This is a genomic window from Amycolatopsis roodepoortensis (assembly GCF_014873915.1).
GTDB lineage: Bacteria > Actinomycetota > Actinomycetes > Mycobacteriales > Pseudonocardiaceae > Amycolatopsis > Amycolatopsis roodepoortensis.
In genome coordinates this window covers 3,081,527-3,098,059 of sequence record NZ_JADBEJ010000005.1, presented here as the reverse complement: position 1 = coordinate 3,098,059, position 16,533 = coordinate 3,081,527, and the positions used below count along the sequence as shown (strand labels likewise).

Below are 16,533 nucleotides of genomic sequence, written 5' to 3'. Positions count from 1 at the left end.
GGCCGTCCTCCGGTCTATTCCGTCCAGGTCACCGGCAGCTCGTGAACGCCGTAGATGTTCATGTCGGTCTTGAGCTTGACCTCGTCGGCGGGGACGGCGAGCGCGAGCGTCGGGAAGCGGCGCAGCAATCCCTCGAAGCCCGCGCGCATCTCGATCCGCGCCAGCTGCTGGCCGAGGCACTGGTGGATGCCGTGCCCGAAGGACAACAGGCCACGGGCGTTGCGGTGCAGGTCCAGGGCGTCGGGATTCTCGAACCGGCGCGGGTCGCGGTTCGCGGCCAGCAGCGAGATGATGACGGTCGACCCCGCGGGGATCGTTTCGCCGCCGAGTTCCAGGTCTTCGGTGGCATAGCGGAAGAAGATGTCGGCGACGGACAGGTAGCGGAGCATCTCTTCGACGGCACCGGGCATGAGCTCCGCGTCGGCACGCAGTTCGGCCAGCTGTTCGGGGTGCTCCAGCAGCGCGAAAGTGCCCAGCGACAACATGTTCGCGGTGGTCTCGTGGCCCGCGAGCAGCAGCAGGAACGCGGCTCCCGTCAGCTCCTCCATGGTGAGGTCGTCGTGGCGGCCGAGATCGGACAGGATGTCGTCGCCGGGCGTCTCGCGTTTACGGGTGACCAGTTCGGTGAGGAACGTGTTCATCCCGATGAACGCGGCCATCTTCTCCTCCAGCGTCTGGTCCCTGACCATGAGCTGGGCGGAGTCGGCCTGGAATTTCTCCCGGTCCTCGTACGGGACGCCGAGCAGTTCGCAGATCACCAGCGACGGCACCGGCAGCGCGAACTCCTTGACCAGATCGATCGGCGGGGTCAGCGCGGCCATCGCGTCCAGCTGCCGTTCGGTGATCTCGACGATGTGGTCTTCGAGCTGCTTCATCCGCTTGACGGTGAAAGCGCCGGTGAGCCGCTTGCGCAACCGGCCGTGGTCCGGCGGGTCCATGGCGACGAACATGCCCGGCATCGGCGGGGAGGGCTCGGTCGGGGCGGGCATCCCCGGCGTTTCGTAGGGAACGTGGAGGATGCCGATGTCCTGTCGCGAGCTGAAGCGGGTGTCGGCCATCAGTTGCCGGACCTCGTCGTAGCCGGTGACGAGCCAGCCTTCGTGACCGTCGGGGAAGACCATCGGACTCACCGGGCGGGACTCGCGCAGCCGCGTGATCTCGCTGGGCGGGTCGAAGGGGCCCGCGTCGCGGTCCATCGGGAGACCCTGCGGGACGGGAACCGTCTGAGTCATCGCTTCGCCTTTCGTGGTGGTTGTGCCACCACTGTGCCCGCGATTACTGACAGGGGGCTGACACGGCGCTGACATGACCCGTGTCAGCGCCGTGGCGGGGCCGTGTCAGCGCGGCCGCCCAGAGTGGTGCCCATGACAGAAACAGCGATCGCGGTCTCGGGACTGCGAAAGACCTTCGGGGACAAGGTCGTGCTCGACGGTATCGACCTGGAAGTCCCCGCCGGCACGATTTTCTCCCTGCTCGGCCCGAACGGGGCGGGGAAGACGACGACGGTGAACCTGCTGACCACCTTGATGAAGGCGGACGGCGGCACGGCGAAGGTGGCAGGCCACGACCTCGTGACCGAGGCCAAGGCGGTCCGCGGGGCGATCGGCGTCACCGGCCAGTTCGCGGCGGTGGACGAACTGCTCACGGGCCAGGAGAACCTGCAGCTGATGGTGGACCTGAGCCGCGGAACCGCGGGCAAGCGGGTCGTGCCCGATCTGCTGGAGCGTTTCGACCTGGTGGAATCGGCGCGGAAACCGGCGTCGACCTACTCGGGCGGCATGCGCCGGAAACTGGATCTGGCGATGACGCTCGTCGGCGATCCGCGGATCATCTTCCTCGACGAGCCCACCACGGGCCTGGACCCGCGCAGCCGCCGCACGATGTGGTCGATCATCCGCGAACTGGTGGACGGCGGCGTCACCGTCTTCCTCACCACCCAGTACCTCGAAGAAGCCGACCAGCTCGCCGACCGGATCGCGGTCCTCGACCAGGGCCGCCTGGTCGCGCAGGGCACGCCCGACGAGCTCAAGCGCCGGATGCCCGGAACGCATGTCCGGCTGCGGTTCACCACCGTCGCCGAACTCGACGCGGCCGCGCGGATCTTCCCCGGGGCCACCCGCGACGACGAGTCGCTCGCCCTGCGGGTCCCCAGCGACGGCGGGACGAAATCCCTGCGCTCGCTGCTGGACCGGCTCGACGAGTACGCGGTCGCCGCCGAGGAGTTCTCCGTCCACACCCCCGATCTCGATGACGTTTTCCTCGCCCTGACGGGCCACAGCACGGAGGCAGTGAAATGAAATCCGCGTCCACGGTGATGTTGCGCCGTAACTTCAAGCACCTCGTCCGCAACCCGACCTCGGTGTTCAACGCGATCCTGATGCCGGTCGTGATGATGCTGATGTTCGTGTACGTGTTCGGCGACGCGTTCAGCGTCGGCGTCGATTACGTCGACTACGCGACGCCGGGATTGATGCTGCTGGCCGTCTGCTACGGGCTCGGCGCGACCGCGACCGCGGTGAACTCCGACATGACCAAGGGCATCATCAACCGGTTCAAGGTCATGGACGTCTCCCGCGGCGCGGTGCTGACCGGGCACGTCGTCACCAGCGTGCTGACCAACCTGCTCGCCATCGCGGCGCTCACCGGGGTGGCCTTCCTGCTCGGTTTCTCCCCGGCGGCGGGTTTCCTCGACTGGCTCGGCGTGGTGGGGATCGTCGTCCTGCTCGGTTTCGCGGCGGCCTGGCTCACGGTCGCGCTGGGTCTGGCGGCGAAGTCGCCGGAGACCGCGGGGATGGCCTCGGTGCCGCTGGTCATGCTGCCGTTCTTCAGCAGCGCGATCGTGCCCGCCGAGAAGATGGGGCCGGGGCTCCGCGAATTCGCGGAATACCAGCCCTTCACGCCGATCATCGAGACCCTGCGCGGGCTGCTCACCGGGGCACCGGCCGCGGGCGACGTGCTGCCGGCGCTCGGCTGGTGCGCCGGGATCGCGCTCGCCGGCTACCTGTGGGCGTCCTCGACGTTCAAGAAGCGAGCGTGACCTCGGCCAGCCGCTTCCAGTCCGCTTCGGTGCCCTCTCGCGCCGCCTCCGCGAATTTCGCTTCGCCGAGGCGGCGCAGCACTGTCTCCTCGATCCGGGTCACGTCCGGGCGGGACCGGTCCGGCAGGCCGCGCAGTTCGTCGGCCGCCCCGAGCAGCCGTGCGGCCTGCTCGGGATCGTCCTGGCGCAGGGCCAGATCCGCGATCCCGACGAGCATATGGGCGATCAGGGGCACGTGCCGCACCTCGCCGGCCGCCTCCCAGGCCGCTCGCCGGTGTTCGCGGGACTTTTCGAGCTCGTCCGCGAAGTAGCCCCGAAGGTCGTGGCTGATGGCGCGGACGTGGCCGAGACCGGCTTCGTCGCCCATCACCGTCGTCGCGATGTCGAGCTGCCGCGCCGCCTCTTCGGTTTCGCCGCGCCAGTGGGCGAGCTCCGCGTGCGCGAGGGCGAGCATGCCCAGTGCGCCAGGCCAGGTGACGCTTTCGGCGTACCGCTGCGCTTCGGCCATCGCCGCCGCGCCGGCCTCCTCGTCACCCATCAGCCAGTACAGCTGCGCCTGCCGCGACCGCAGGCGGATGAGGTCTTCGAGGGAGCCGACCTCGGTCACGACCGTGACCGCCTCTTCGTAGTACGCGCACGCGGTGGCGAAATCGCCGCGGGTGGCGATCCGGTCCGCCAGTTCGGTCAGGGCGAAGGAGATCCCGAACCGCTCGCCGATCGCCCGGAACTCGCGGAGCGCCTGCTCGAGATACTCGTCCGCCTCCCGGCCGGGATGGCCGAGCGTGATCCGCATCTTGCCGAGATGCAGCCTGCCCAGCGCGCGGACCCAGTCGTTCTCGTCCTCCAGCACCGGTTCCCACGCGGACAGCGCTTCGTCCCCGGCCAGCATGCGTTCGAGCGGGACGACGAGCCCCAGCAAGGGATGCCGCGACTCGCTGCTCCTGCTCAGCCGGTACGACTCGTGGATCCACTTCGCCGCGGTGTGTTCGTCGGCGAAACCGGAACTCACGAACAGTGAGACGAGCCCGTACACCACGGCCGCGACGTCGTCGGACACCTCGCCCGGCGTCTTGACGGCCGCGCTGACCAGCTCCATGCCATCCGTGCGGTGCCCGCTGAGCCACCAGTACCAGCCGCAGGCCGCCGCCAGCCGCATCGCCTCCGGGCCCTCGCCCGCGGTGAGGGCGCCGCGCATCGCGGAGGTGATGTTGTCGTGCTCGGCCTTGAGTTTGGCGAGCCATTCCAGCTGCTCGGCGCGGCGGAGCATCGGCTCCGCGGCCTCGGCGAGCTCGGTGAAATAGGCGAGATGCGCGTGCCGCGCCACGACCGTTTCGCCTGCCTCGGCGAGCCGTTGCGCGGCGTACTCCTTGATCGTGCCGAGCATCCGGTAGCGCGGCGCTTCGTCGCCCGCCGCGACCAGCAGCGACTTTTCGGTCAGCGTGGTGAGCAGTTCGAGGACTTCGTACTGCTCGACCGCTTCGCTGACGCAGACCCGCTCGGCCGCTTCGAGGCTCGCCCCGCCCGAGAACACCGAGAGCCGGCAGAGAACCGTCCGCTCGGCGTCGGACAGCAGCTCCCAGCTCCAGTCGACCATGGCGCGCAGCGTCCGGTGCCGGGGCAGCGCGGTCCGGCTGCCGCCGGTCAGCAGGCGGAACCGGTCGTCGAGCCGGTTCGCGAGCTGCTCGATGGACATGGTGCGCAGCCTCGCCGCGGCCAGTTCGATCGCCAGCGGCATCCCGTCCAGGATCCGGCAGACGCGCGCCATCGTGGCGAGAGTGGTCTTGTCGGCCTCGAAATCCTTGTGCACCGCGCTCGCCCGGTCCAGCAGCAACCGGACGGCGGGGGAGGACTCGATCTCGGCGGGGCCGGCGTGGACGTCCGGTACGGCCAGCGGCACGACATGCCACAACGTCTCGCCGGTGATGCCGAGCGGCTCCCGGCTCGTCGCCAGAATCCGGAGACGGCGGCATTCCCCGAGCACGCGATGGGCGAACGCCGCGGCCGCCTCGATCACGTGCTCGCAATTGTCGAGGATCAGCAGGACTTCCCGGTCGCGGATCGCGGCGATGACGCGTTCGGCGGGTTCCGCGTTCGACGAGTCGCCGAGCAACGCGTCCCGCAGCCCGAGCGCGGCGAGAGTCGCTTGGGCGACGTCATCCGCCGGGCCGATGGCGGCGAGCTCCACCAGCCACGCCCCGTCCGGCAGATCGGCGAGCAGGGTGCGCGCGGTTTCGGTGGCCAGCCGCGTCTTTCCCGAGCCACCGGGGCCGAGCAGGGTGGTGAGCCGGTTCCCGGTGACGAGGTCGCGGACCTTGGCGACGTCGGCGTCCTTGCCGACGAAGCTGGTCAGCTCGGCGCGCACGTTGGTCTTGCGGTTCTCTTCACGTCGTCCCAGCTCGCCCCGCAGCAGCGCGACATGCACCGCGGACAGCTCCGGCGACGGATCGACGCCGAGCGCGTCGGCCAGTGCTTCCCTCGTGCGCTGGTACACGAGCAGCGCTTCGGTGTCGCGGCCCGTCGCCGCGAGGGCCCGCATCAGCGCGGCGACGAGCCGCTCGCGCAGCGGATGCGCGGCCACCAGATCGGTCAGTTCGGTGACCAGTTTCGCGCCGCGGCCGAGGTCGAGTTCCGCGTCGAACCGATCCTCCAGCGCCGTCAGGCGTAGCCCTTCGAGCCGGGTGACCGCCGCGTCGAAGGCGTCGCTGTCCTGCAGGCCGACGTCCTGCATGGCGGCGCCGCGCCACAGGGCGAGCGCTTCACGTAGCCGCCTCGGCTCCTCGTCGCCGCGGGCCTGGCCGACGAGACGCTCGAACCGTACGGCGTCGACGTCGTCGGGCGGCACCTTCAGCCGGTAGCCGTCCGTCTGTCCTTCGACGACCCCGTCCGGCAGCACCTTCCGCAGCCGGGAAACCAAGCGCTGCAAGGCGTTCGTCGCGTCGGCTGGCGGCTGTTCGCCCCAGATCCAATCGACGAGCGTCGCCTTCGGGACCACCCGGCCCGGTTCGAGCGCGAGCGCGATCAACAACCCCCTCAACCGGGCACCCGGCACGTCGGCGAGACCGCCGTCGTCCGCGCGCACCTCGAAGGGCCCCAGCATCCCGATCTGCATTGGGCCGATTTTGCCACGTGTGACCAGGGGACTTACGACTCGCCGGTGATCCTCGCCGAGCCGATCGAAGCCGCGGTGATCGCCTGGGCGGCGGCCCGGGTCGACGAACCGGAGTTCAGGCCGGTGAGCGACGGCCGGTCGAGGGCGTGCACGACGAACTCGTAGGTGTTCACGGTCGAGGGCGAGCACGGGCCCTGGTAGCCGTAGAGGCTCGCGCTCCCGCGGTAGTAGACCTGCCGGGAGCCGGCGGGCACCGGCGGCCGGTAGACGTGCTGGACGTTCTGGGGAAGCGAAGCCGTGGTCGCCGGGATGTCGTAGATGACCCAGTGGATCAGGGCGGCGTTGTCGAGGTCGCGCATGACGACGGCGTAGCTCTTCGCCGCGGCGGGAGCACCCGACCAGGCCAACGGCGGCGACTCGTTCTTCTTGGCCGGATCCTGCCCGCCGCCGCTGGTGCACTCGTGGACCTTGGGCATGAGGCCGCCGTCGGCGAAAGCGGTGCTGGACAGGGTGAACGCGTTTTGTGCCGAAGACGCCGCCGGGGAAAGGCAGGCGGCGCCGAGGGCGAACAGGGCGCAGAACACGATTCTCGTTGCTCTCATCGGAGACTCCCGAGTCCGTTTGTGGTTCCCTTGCGCGAAATCCAGCGTAGGCAGAACGGAAACCGGCGGCTAGCGCACTTTTCCGGCCTATCGAGGTGTTTTCGCCGGGTGCCGAACTCGTGATTCGCGTGATCCGGCGCGTCATTCGCGTGATTGGAGGCGTAACTCGTGAGTTACGCCTCCAATCACGCGAGTTACGCCTCTGATCACGCGAATGACGCGTTCAGGCGCGGACGAGAACCGAGAAGTAGATCGGCCTGCTGGCCGGGAAGAGTTCGCGGTCCTGTTCGTCGACCATCTTCCAGAAGACCTTGCAGTCGGCCGGGGCGTTCGGCGGGGTGCTCACGGTGACCGTCACCTGGACACGGCCTCCCGGGGCGGTGTCGTTGACCGGGATCCGGTCCGGGGTGCGGCAGGTGCCGGGCGCGACCGGGAGATCGGTGCGGCGCAGGTACCGCTTCCGCCACTCGACGGTGCCGGTGTTCTCGAGCTCCCACACCTTCACGAACTGGGTGCCCGGTTTGACCACGGTCTCGTCGGGGATGGTCACGTCGCCGAGGAATCTGCTGGAATCGCCGGGATACGGTGGCGCGGGCGTGTCCTGCTCGCCCGGCAGCAGGATGACCACGACGGCGGCGATCGCGGCGACGAGCACGAGGACGAGCGGCACCAGGACACGTTTGGACCGCCATCGCGGCGCGGATTCCGGCTCGCGGTCGGCGGACAGCACGAGCTGGACGCCCTGCCAACGGGCGTGCCATTCCTCTTCGTCACCGTCGCAGGCGCGGACGAACTCCCGGACCGTCTCCCACGGCTGCAACCGCGTGCCGGTGACGGTGAGGTGCAGGGTCGCGTGGGACACCGCGCCGGACTTCGCCGCCATCTTCCGGAACGACGGCTCCCCGGCCCGCGCCCGGAGCTTCCGCAGCCCGTCCATGAACGCTTCCAGCTCCGGTGCCCGGTCTTCTGTTCGCGGTTCCGGCACGCTTCCCCTCGCGATCGTGTCCGACGTGACAACGATTCCCGTCACTCTGCGCGGCCTGGTGACTATATCGCGAAGTGTGTCCGGATCGCCGCGCCGACCTGCGGAATCCGCCGGGCGCCGCCGCTGTCAGACGCTGTCAACCTGCGGGTTTTGACGTCAGACGTTCCGTACAGGCGGTTCCGGCTGACACCGCTTCCGGGCCAGTGTCGGTCACGAGCTGTTCACGGGGAGCAGCCATCGAGTGAAGGAGCAGCCATGCGCAAGGTGGCAACCGCCGCGATGTTCGCCGCACTGTCCGCGACCGCGCTGGGGGTGACGGCGGGACAGCCCGCGGCGGCCGCGCCGTCGGTCAACATGGAGGCCGTGGTCAAGGCGGCGATGTGGGATCCGTACAAGCCGGACCAGTCGATCACGCCGGGCTCCGGGGAGAGCGTCAAGGTGGTCGAGCAGGCGCTGGCCGCGAAGAACCTGCTCGACAAGAAGCAGGTCGACGGTCACTTCGGCACGTCGACGGTGACCGCGTACCAGAAGTACCAGAAGTCGCTCGGGCACAGCGGCCTCGCCGCCAGCGGTCTGCCGGGCAAGGGCTCGCTGACCGAACTGGGCAAGGGCCGCTACACCGTGACCGCGCCGATCAGCGTCGGCTCGAAGACCAGCCTGGACGGCAAGACGGTCAACAAGCGCACTGCCGACATGATCGCCGCCGCGGAGAAGAAGGCCGGGGTGAAGTTCACCATCACGCAGGGCTCGTACAACGCCGGCGGCGTCGGTGCTTCGGGCGGGACGCACGACGGCGGCGGTGCCGTCGACATCTCGGTGAACAACATCTCGAACAAGACCGCCGCGGTGAAGGCGCTGCGCGAGGTCGGGTTCGCCGCGTGGCACCGCACCCCGAGCCAGGGGAACTGGGCCGAGCACATCCACGGGATCGCGATCAGCGACACCGACATGTCGCCGCAGGCGCAGGCTCAGGCCGGTGACTACTTCAAGGGTCTCAACGGCCTGGCGAGCCACGCCAAGGACGACGGCCCCAAGGTGAAGAAGGTGACCTGGGAGGAATTCAAGCGTGGGTGACCCCACGGCGGTACGGACCGGGCGGGCGGCTTCGGCCGCTCGCCCTGTCGTGCCCGGCAAGTGATCACCGCGCCGTTCGCCGCCAGTGTTCCGCCGCCTCGCTCATGTCCTTGTGCAGGTGCCGGAAGAACCGGCTGGTGGCGTCGAGCCGCGCCCCCGCCGGCCCGTCGATCAGCCCGGCGCCCCGCCGGGTGACCTCCGCCCATCGGGTCATCGCGTCGAGGCTGGTGCGCCAGGCGCGATAGCCGAAGTCGTCGTCGACGACGTACCGCTGCCGTCCGCCTTCGCGTTCGCGGGTGATCAGGCCGCGTTGTTCGAGCCAGCCCACGGCCTTGGACACCGACGCGGGGCTGACCTCCAGCCTGGCGACCAGTTCGGCGGCGGTACTGCCGCCGGTGTCCGCGGTGAACAGGCCGGCGAGGACCCTGGCCATCATCGACGGGACGCCGGTCGCGGCCATCGTCTCGGCGAACTCGGTCTCGAAGTCCCGCACCGTCTCCCGCGTTCGCGCGGGGCCGGGCGGCGGTCCGGGTCTGCGGCGGCGGGCCCGCCATCGTGTCGCCTGCTGCGCCTGGCCCGCCCGGTAGCGGTGGGCGCCGCCGTTGCGCGCGACTTCGCGGATCACCGTCGACTTGGGGCGGCCCAGCCGACGCGCGATTTCGGCGTACGTGAGACCCGCCGACAGTCCCGAAGCGATCTGCCCACGCTCGTCGTGGGTCAGGCGTCTTCCCGGCACTCGTTCTCCCGTTCCGATGCATTCAGCTCCATGGTCATTGCATCGATTGTAGGCACCCCACCTGGTAAAACAGCTTCCTGTGGTTGCTGGCTTTCGAAAAACGAGCCTAGGGTTCTCAGGGAAAGCGAAAGATCGGGAGGGCATGGGAATGACGGCCAAGGTATGCCTGGTCACCGGCGCTTCGTCGGGGATCGGCCACGCCACCGCGCTGGACCTGCTGCGCGCCGGGCACATCGTCTACGGCGCCGCGAGGCGTGTCGAGAAGATGGCCGACCTGCTCGAGGCGGGCGGCCATCCGCTGAAGATGGACGCCAGGAACGAGGACGATCTCCGCCACGCGGTCGACGCCGTTCTCGAAGCACACCAACGGATCGACGTCCTCATCAACAACGCCGGCACCGTCCTGCACGGTGCCGTCGAGGACGTGCCGCTGGACACCGCGCGCGACCAGCTCGAAGTCAACCTTCTCGCGCCGGCCAGGCTCGTCCAGCTCGTCCTGCCCGCCATGCGGGCGCAGCGCTCCGGCACGATCGTCAACGTCTCCTCGATCGGCGGCGAGATCGCCCTGCCGTTCGGTGCCTGGTACTACGCCTCGAAACACGCGCTGGAAGCGTTCTCCGACACGCTTCGCATGGAGGTCGCGCCGTTCGGCATCGACGTCGTGATCATCCAGCCGGGCATCATCAAGACCGAGTTCGAGGATCAGACCGCCGCGCAGCTTCGCGAGTATTCCGGCCACGGGGCGTACCGGGAGATGGCGGAAGCCATGGCGCGGCACGGGGAAACCGGGCTCAGCGACGGCTCCGACCCTTCGGTCGTCGTGGACGCCATCCGCCGCGCCGTCGAGTCCGAGAACCCGGAAACGCGTTACGCCGTCGGCCACCTCGCCGAAAAACTCCTGGAACTCAACCGGACACTGCCCGACCGCGAGTTCGACGAGCTGGCCATGCGCGCGACGAAGTAGCTCACCCGCTCGGCTGCTTCTTGACGGTCCTCCGGCGGCGGGTGCGGGCGACCCCGATCCACAGCAGGGCGGAGACGACGGCGCCCGGCACCGCCGTCAGGTACACCGGCCACGCGCGGAAGCCCGACAGCCACAGCATCGTGGCCAGGCCGAGGGTGATCAGCGTCCACAGCAGCGCGAGCGTGCCACCCCTGCGCCGCCAGCGGGCGGCGACGTCGCGCATCCTGTTCTCTACTCGGCTCACACCGGTGGATACCCGCTCATCGCCTGGTCAACCCCCGGAAATCAGGCGCGGAGATAGCCGGTGATCATCGCCACGAGCTCGTTCTCGAGCCGGGTGACGTCGATAGAGCCGGGTGCGGCGATGAGCTGATGCACGGTCAATTCGACCGTGGACGCGACGAGCCGGGCCGCGGTGTCCTTGTCCCGCACGCGGACCTCGGGATGGCCGTGGAGGAGTTCCCGCAGGTCACCGATCATCTCCCATTCCAGCCGGGTGACGCGTTCCAGCAGCTCACCGGAGCGGGGCGCCTGCTCGATCATGATCTGCAGCAGCCGCGGATCGTCGAGATGGTTCTCGATCACCGTGCGCACGAACTCCCGGATGACGGTCTCCAGCGGCTCCGGCGAGTCCTTGTACCGGCGCAGTGTCTCGGTGGCCCGGTCGCCGTCGAGGTGGCGGGTGAGCAGCTCGGCCAGGATCGCGTCCTTGTTCGGGTAGTACTGATACAGCGAGCCGATCGAGATCCGGGCCCGTTCGGCGATCCGGTTCGTGGTCCCCGCGGCGTACCCGTACTCGGCGAAAACGTGAGCAGCGGCGGTGAGGATGCGCTGCCTGGTCAGCTCGGCCCGGACCTGGCGTGGCTGTTTACGTGGCTGAAGCCGTCGTTGCTCCGACGTCATGACACTCCCGGTGAAGCGGCGCGAAAGCGAGTAGCGAGCGAGCTGAACAATTGCTCATAATTGTGCCATGACCAGCACAGATACGCGTCCGCGTCGGCTGTCGCCCGAAGAGGTTCGTGCCCGGCTGGGGGAGCCGGAGGCCATGATCAAGGCCAAGGTCCACGACCGGATCGACCGGCACGGCCATCGGTTCATCGCCCATGCCCCGTTCGTGGCGATGGCGACGTCGGACGCGACGGGCCTGCCCGACTGCTCGCCGCGTGGCGACTACCCAGGCTTCGTCAAGGTGCTCGACGAGCGCACCCTGGCGATCCCCGACCGGCCGGGAAACAAACTCGCCGACTCGTTCCGCAATCTCGCCGAGAACGACGGCATCGGCCTGATGTTCGTGGTCCCCGGCGTGCGGGAGGTGTTCCGCGTCAACGGCCGCGCCTATCCCACCGACGAGCCGGACGTGCTCGCCAGGATGCGCACCGAGGGCAAACCGGCGGAGCTGGCGATCGTCGTCGACGTGCTGGAGACGTTCTTCCACTGCGGCCGCGCGCTGATCCGGTCCCGGCTCTGGGATCCCGCGAGCCAGGCGCTGGCGGACGAATTGCCGTCCGCCGGCGAGATCGCCGCCGAGCAGATGGGGTTCGACGTCGATCCGGCCGTCGTGGAGGCCATGCTCGAAACCGGCTACCGGCGGTTGTACTGATGCAGAAGACCGTTCTCGACCGCGTGGAACCGGTCGCCGAAGGAACCGTCTCGCTCGTCCTGCGCGGCGCCGAAGGCCCGCTGGCGCACTGGGAGCCGGGGGCGCACGTCGACGTGGCGCTGCCGAACTGGCTGACCCGGCAGTATTCGCTGTGCGGGGACCCGGCCGATCGCGGCGGCTACCGGGTCGCCGTCCGGTACGACCGGTTGAGCCGGGGCGGTTCGGAGTACGTCCACCTGTTCCTGCGCGCGGGCCGGACCCTCGACGTCTCCTTGCCGCGCAACAACTTCCCGTTGCTGCCCGCGCCGGAACACCTGTTCATCGCGGGCGGGATCGGGATCACGCCGCTGATGCCGATGCTGGCGGCGGCGGGCCCGACGGCCAGGCTGGTGTACGTGGGCAGATCCGAGGCGACGATGCCGTTCGCCGCCGGCCTCAAGGCCGCGTACGGCGACAGGGTGCGCCTTCACCGCACCGCCGAGAACGGCAGGCCCGACTTCGCCGCGCTGGCGGACGGGCTGGGGCCGGACACGCTGGTCTACTGCTGTGGTCCCGCGTCGATGCTCGCCGCGGCCGAAGCGGCGTTTCCCGCGCATCGACTGCATATCGAGCGTTTCCAGCCCGTGGCCAAGGAATTCGCACCCGCCGAGCCGTTCGAGGTGAACTGCGTCCGATCGGGGCGGACGGTGCCGGTCGCCGCGGAAGACTCGCTGCTGGACGCCTTGAACCACGCGGGGTTCCGTATCCCGTCCGGATGTCGCGAGGGGGTCTGCGGCAGTTGCGAGATCGGCGTCCTCGGCGGCGAACCGGACCACCGCGACGACATCGGCGCGCCGCCAGGACGGATGTACTGCTGTGTCTCCCGCGCGTCTTCCCGGCTCGATCTCGACCTTTGATTCCGGCCGCGCGGACGTGAAGGAAATTCCCCGAATTGCCGCGGGAACGGGCCGGTGTAACCCTGGTCATACCGAACGACACCACCACCACGAAGTACAGGAGTCGTTATGACCACCACCGAAATGCCGGCTGTCCACGAATGCACGGTCAGCGGCTGTTCCTACAACCACGACGGCTGCCACGCCTTCGCCATCACGGTCGGTGGCGGCAACGGGTCGGCCGACTGCGGAACGTTCGTCCCGCTCAACACCAAGGGTGGACTCGATCGAGTGACCGCACAGGTGGGAGCCTGCTCCCGGTCCGACTGCCGTCACAATTCCGCGCTGGAATGCACCGCATCGAGTGTCCGGGTGGGACCGGGCGAGGGTGACCACGCCGCCAACTGCCTGACCTACGCGCCGCGGTGACTCGCGTGAAGGCCCCCTTCCCTCGGCTCAGCCGAGGGAAGGGGGCCTTCACGCGCTTGGGGCGGGGTGTCAGCTCCCGGTCTGGTCACAGCTCGCGGCGTCGGTGCCGAGCACCGGGTCGGTCACCGGGCGGCCGGTGATCGGAATGGTCTTCTGGGTGGTCAGCGCGCCGTCGCGCAGGGTGTAGACGGTGCGGGTGCCCGAGTAGGTGAGCGGGTCGGCGCCGAGGTCGTCGGCTTCGGCCGCGACGGTTTCGAAGGTGCGGCCGCCGCCGTCGAGCGGGGTGCACTGGTAACCCAGGTGGGCGGCGACGCCACCGCCCTCGGCGACCGACAACGGCTTGCTGTCGTTGTCGACGACCTGGCTGAGGTTGCGGCCGTCGTAGTGCAGCGCGGTGAAGAACGTGGTGTTGGCGCCGACGGACTGGGTGACGATCAGTTCGGCGCGGCCGTCGCCGTTGAGGTCCGTGACGCGCGGGGCCTGGAGCGGGACGGAGCTGTCGGCGCCGAGGTGGATCGAAGTGAAGGTGCCGTGCACGGTGGCGGAGACGACCTGGTCGTTGTCGCCGGTGAGCTGAGCCGTGACGGTCTCGATCTCGCCGTCACCGTCGAGGTCGGCCACGGTGGTGACCGGGTCGCCGGACGGCGCGGCCATCGGGCTGCTCAGCGGGCTCGCCAGCGCCGGGACGACGGCGGCCAGGGTCAGCGCGGCGGCGACGCCGGTGATGGTGGCGGTACGGATGATGCCGGTGTGGTTCATGATGCTCTCCCTCCAACGCCTGCGGTGAACTCTTCACCGAAAGTGCTCTCATCAGGGGAGACGGTTGCGGATCATGGACGTGCATCCGGAGTGTGATGTGCCACACGAACGCAACCCGGGTGGCCCGCCCCCGAGGGAGCGGGCCACCGGATCAGCCGATCTTCCACAACTGGAGCGGGGAGCCCGTGTCGGCTCGTTGCGTGATGGCGGCACCGTCTGAAGTGGACGCTGTCGTCAGGAGCAACCCGGAGCGGACGCTCGCGAGTTTGTAAGCGCCGTCAGACTGTTTCGTCGCGGTCCAGCGCTGGTTGGGCCCGCCGGTGCACGTCCATTGGATGACGCGCGCGCCCGCGGTGGTGGCCCCGCCTTCGACGTCGGCGCACAGCTTCGAATGCGAGTTCGTCAGGGTGTAGGAACCGTCGGACTGCCGGGTGAAGAGCCATTTCTGGTTGGCGCCCTGGTTCGGCGTCCAGGTGACCAGAGGCGTGCCGGCGACCGTCGACGAGTCCGGGTCGTCGAGGTTCTTGCCCGCCGCGGCCACCGTGTGGATCCCGCCGAGGGTGCCGGCGCCGGCATCGGTGAACTTCAGCGTCTGCTCGGCCGCGGTCCGGCCGCCGCCGACGGCGTTCCCGCTGGTGTCGGTCCATGAGCGCGTCGGCGTGGTCTCCGCGAGCCGTGAGGTCTTGCCGGAAAGGCCGAGCACGAGGCCGCTGTAGCGGTTCACCAGCCGGAAGGTTCCTTTGTCTACTGTGGACGGGATGAGGAACCACTGCTGTCCGACCGTCGAAGACGACGTCACGGTGGGTTTCGCGCCCCATGCCCGGCCCGCCTGCACGGCGTCGACTCCGAGGAGCCCGCCCGTCGCCGCGTTGGACACGCGGTACGAGCCGTCGCCGTCGGGGGAGAACTGCCATGCCTCGCGGTCGGAGCCGGTCGTGCTAGCGACCGACGTCGTCGCGGTCCCGGTGCCCTGCGCGAGGACCCGGCCGTCGCCGAGGCCGATCCGGTACTTGCGCGAACTGTCCACAGGGGACGGTTCCGGTGCGGACGACGTGATGGTCTGGGTGGTGTACTCGCCGCCCGCGTTGTTCGAGCAGGCCACCGCGCAGTACGAACGGAACTGCTTGCCGATGATGGTCGAGTTCGTCTTGTTCGCGGCGTCGACGAACCAGCGGTACCAGGACTGGTTGGTGTAGCTCCCGGTGTCGCCGATGAGACGCCATTTCTGCGTCGTCAGATCGTCGGTCACGTAATAGCGCTGCGGGACGACGCTGTCCACGGCCTCCGGCGCGCCGAGGTAGAGACCGAGATGCGCGTTGTAGGCGATGTTCATGATGAACAGATCCGATTTGCGCGGCAGCTGTCCCGCGGCGATCTGCTGGCTGACGTTGCCGGTGTTGGCGGGGTCGTAGTCGTCCGCGACGGGGGTGTAGCCGGTGTCGCCGGGGGCGGACACCGGGACCATGTTGCTCTCGCGGCCGCCGACGCCGGGCTGGGTCCAGCCGCCGTCGAACCACTTCTGCCACGAGCCGGACGCCATCTTGGCCGAGATCGGCGAGCGGGCGACGTGCGCCAGTCCGGTCATCGGGCCGCCGGCGCCGGCCTTCGGGACGATGCGCGAGCCGTAGTAGACGTAGAAATACCCGGAGGCGGTGTCGACGAACAGGCGCGGGTCCCCGTCGCCGTAGTCGAACGTCTGATGCGGGAACGCCGCCGTGTCACCGCGTTTCGTGCTGTACGGCGAGGTGATCGCGTGGTCTTTGATGAGCCACGTCTTCCCCTGGTCCTTCGAGACGGCCATGTCGATCGCGTCGTAATGGGAGAACGAGTACGCCCCGAACGGTTCGGGCGTGAACTCGTTGTGGATCAGGCCGTACCAGTCGCCGGTGTCCGGATCGACCCAGGTGCCGACGAGATCGCAGAAGTTCCGCTGCGAGTAGCCCGATCCGGCGGGCGGGTACGTGGATTCCTTGCCGGTGGGGCTGTTGTTGCACCGCCACGTGGTGTCGTCGTTGCGGTCGGCGGGATTCGCCGGGTTCACCGCCGAGCTGATCGGGTTCTTGCTGAAGCTGTCGAAATCACGGCCGCTGTAGAAGTCCCACTCCCGCGGCTGGTCCGCTCCGTAGAGCGCGGCCGCCTGCTGGAAGTAGAACGTGCCGTCCTTGTCGACATAGGTACTCGCCGGGGTGTCCGTGGTCGGGCTGAACGACTTCTTGGCGTCGACCGTGATGGTGTACGTCGCGTCCGGCGGCGCGGCGTCGGACGACGCCGGTACCACCGTGGTCGCCGCCGCGGCCAGCACCGCGGCGCCGAGAAGAGGCAGGGTCCGCATGACTCTCTCCCAAGGGTGACCCGCACCACAG

General features: G+C 69.1%; 16 protein-coding genes. 7 read left to right on the top strand and 9 right to left on the bottom strand.

Annotated features, from left to right (window positions below):
* Positions 1-14 precede the first annotated feature (14 nt).
* Complete coding sequence (locus tag H4W30_RS33815; protein WP_192746280.1) at positions 15-1,232, bottom strand: cytochrome P450; 1,218 nt, start codon at positions 1,230-1,232, stop codon at positions 15-17.
* A 132-nt stretch (positions 1,233-1,364) separates the two neighbouring features.
* Between H4W30_RS33815 and H4W30_RS33810 the strand changes: the two genes are divergently transcribed.
* Positions 1,365-2,297 carry an ATP-binding cassette domain-containing protein gene (locus H4W30_RS33810; RefSeq protein WP_192746279.1) on the top strand — a complete coding sequence of 311 codons (933 nt, stop codon included), beginning with the start codon at positions 1,365-1,367 and terminating at the stop codon, positions 2,295-2,297.
* A complete protein-coding gene (locus H4W30_RS33805) occupies positions 2,294-3,037 on the top strand; it encodes an ABC transporter permease (protein ID WP_126733900.1) in 744 nt (247 codons plus the stop codon). The genes H4W30_RS33810 and H4W30_RS33805 overlap by 4 nt, the downstream gene beginning before the upstream one ends.
* Here the strand turns inward: H4W30_RS33805 and H4W30_RS33800 are convergent.
* The 3 genes from H4W30_RS33800 to H4W30_RS33790 all read right to left on the bottom strand — a co-directional run bounded on the left by H4W30_RS33800 (position 3,021) and on the right by H4W30_RS33790 (position 7,733).
* Positions 3,021-6,146, bottom strand: coding sequence for a BTAD domain-containing putative transcriptional regulator (locus H4W30_RS33800; RefSeq protein WP_192746278.1), 3,126 nt, complete (start codon positions 6,144-6,146; stop codon positions 3,021-3,023). The two genes, H4W30_RS33805 and H4W30_RS33800, sit on opposite strands and share 17 nt — an antisense overlap.
* 32 nt (positions 6,147-6,178) lie before the next feature.
* Positions 6,179-6,748: a YbhB/YbcL family Raf kinase inhibitor-like protein gene (locus H4W30_RS33795; RefSeq protein ID WP_225949957.1), complete on the bottom strand. Its 570-nt coding sequence runs from the start codon at positions 6,746-6,748 to the stop codon at positions 6,179-6,181.
* A 223-nt stretch (positions 6,749-6,971) separates the two neighbouring features.
* Positions 6,972-7,733 carry an NBR1-Ig-like domain-containing protein gene (locus tag H4W30_RS33790; RefSeq protein WP_318780714.1) on the bottom strand — a complete coding sequence of 254 codons (762 nt, stop codon included), beginning with the start codon at positions 7,731-7,733 and terminating at the stop codon, positions 6,972-6,974.
* A gap of 255 nt (positions 7,734-7,988) precedes the next feature.
* On the opposite strand from H4W30_RS33790, the gene H4W30_RS33785 reads away from it, so the two are divergent.
* Positions 7,989-8,807 carry a peptidoglycan-binding domain-containing protein gene (locus H4W30_RS33785; RefSeq protein WP_192746277.1) on the top strand — a complete coding sequence of 273 codons (819 nt, stop codon included), beginning with the start codon at positions 7,989-7,991 and terminating at the stop codon, positions 8,805-8,807.
* A gap of 64 nt (positions 8,808-8,871) precedes the next feature.
* On the opposite strand, the gene H4W30_RS33780 is transcribed toward H4W30_RS33785, so the two are convergent.
* The gene (locus H4W30_RS33780; protein WP_192746276.1) at positions 8,872-9,543 is read right to left on the bottom strand and encodes a GbsR/MarR family transcriptional regulator; all 672 of its coding nucleotides are present in this window, start codon (positions 9,541-9,543) and stop codon (positions 8,872-8,874) included.
* A 148-nt stretch (positions 9,544-9,691) separates the two neighbouring features.
* Here H4W30_RS33780 and H4W30_RS33775 point away from each other — a divergent pair, with 148 nt between their 5' ends.
* Entirely contained in the window at positions 9,692-10,507 is an 816-nt protein-coding gene (locus H4W30_RS33775) for an oxidoreductase (protein ID WP_192746275.1), read from the top strand.
* 1 nt (position 10,508) lies between these two features.
* Here the strand turns inward: H4W30_RS33775 and H4W30_RS33770 are convergent, their stop codons facing one another.
* A complete protein-coding gene (locus tag H4W30_RS33770; RefSeq protein WP_192746274.1) occupies positions 10,509-10,730 on the bottom strand; it encodes a hypothetical protein in 222 nt (73 codons plus the stop codon).
* A 62-nt stretch (positions 10,731-10,792) separates the two neighbouring features.
* Positions 10,793-11,410, bottom strand: coding sequence for a TetR/AcrR family transcriptional regulator (locus H4W30_RS33765; protein WP_192746273.1), 618 nt, complete (start codon positions 11,408-11,410; stop codon positions 10,793-10,795).
* 67 nt (positions 11,411-11,477) lie between these two features.
* Between H4W30_RS33765 and H4W30_RS33760 the strand changes: the two genes are divergently transcribed.
* The 3 genes from H4W30_RS33760 (at position 11,478) to H4W30_RS33750 (ending at position 13,411) form a co-directional block, all read left to right on the top strand.
* On the top strand, positions 11,478-12,107 hold the full coding sequence (locus H4W30_RS33760; protein ID WP_192746272.1) for an MSMEG_1061 family FMN-dependent PPOX-type flavoprotein: 630 nt from the start codon (positions 11,478-11,480) through the stop codon (positions 12,105-12,107).
* Complete coding sequence (locus tag H4W30_RS33755) at positions 12,107-13,003, top strand: PDR/VanB family oxidoreductase (protein WP_192746271.1); 897 nt, start codon at positions 12,107-12,109, stop codon at positions 13,001-13,003. The genes H4W30_RS33760 and H4W30_RS33755 overlap by 1 nt, the downstream gene beginning before the upstream one ends.
* A gap of 108 nt (positions 13,004-13,111) precedes the next feature.
* Positions 13,112-13,411 (top strand): DUF1540 domain-containing protein, encoded by a 300-nt coding sequence (locus H4W30_RS33750; RefSeq protein WP_192746270.1) that lies wholly within the window; start codon positions 13,112-13,114, stop codon positions 13,409-13,411.
* 69 nt (positions 13,412-13,480) lie between these two features.
* Here the strand turns inward: H4W30_RS33750 and H4W30_RS33745 are convergent, their stop codons facing one another.
* Together H4W30_RS33745 and H4W30_RS33740 are read right to left on the bottom strand one after the other, a co-directional pair.
* Positions 13,481-14,170, bottom strand: coding sequence for a VCBS repeat-containing protein (locus H4W30_RS33745; RefSeq protein WP_192746269.1), 690 nt, complete (start codon positions 14,168-14,170; stop codon positions 13,481-13,483).
* Between the two features lie 151 nt (positions 14,171-14,321).
* Positions 14,322-16,502 (bottom strand): RICIN domain-containing protein, encoded by a 2,181-nt coding sequence (locus H4W30_RS33740; RefSeq protein WP_192746268.1) that lies wholly within the window; start codon positions 16,500-16,502, stop codon positions 14,322-14,324.
* Positions 16,503-16,533: the final 31 nt, after the last annotated feature.